Source organism: Clostridium sp. CMCC3677, from assembly GCF_023845585.1.
Classification (GTDB): Bacteria; Bacillota; Clostridia; order Clostridiales; family Clostridiaceae; genus Clostridium; species Clostridium aquiflavi.
In genome coordinates this window covers 1-241 of sequence record NZ_JAMQHS010000086.1, presented here as the reverse complement: position 1 = coordinate 241, position 241 = coordinate 1, and the positions used below count along the sequence as shown (strand labels likewise).

1 protein-coding gene is annotated in these 241 nt (G+C 31.1%); it reads left to right on the top strand.

Features of this window, described 5'->3' with window-relative positions:
* The coding region (locus tag NG901_RS16835; protein ID WP_252217098.1) for an AMP-binding protein at positions 1-241 on the top strand (241 nt) is incomplete at both ends.

The following is a 241-nucleotide window of genomic DNA, read 5'->3' as shown; positions in this document are numbered from 1 at the left end:
AACTGAGGACGACTTTAATTCAAATATGTTAACTAATTTAAAAGCTATGGTATTTGTAGGAGAAATACTCCCTAAGCCATTATGCGAAGAACTTTTAAATAGGTTTCCAAATACGAGAATAATAAATGGATATGGTCCAACAGAAGCAACAGTTGCAGTAAGTATAAATGATATGAATAGAGAAGTATTATTACAAGAAGGAAGTTTACCTATTGGATATCCTATGAAGAAATCAGTCGTT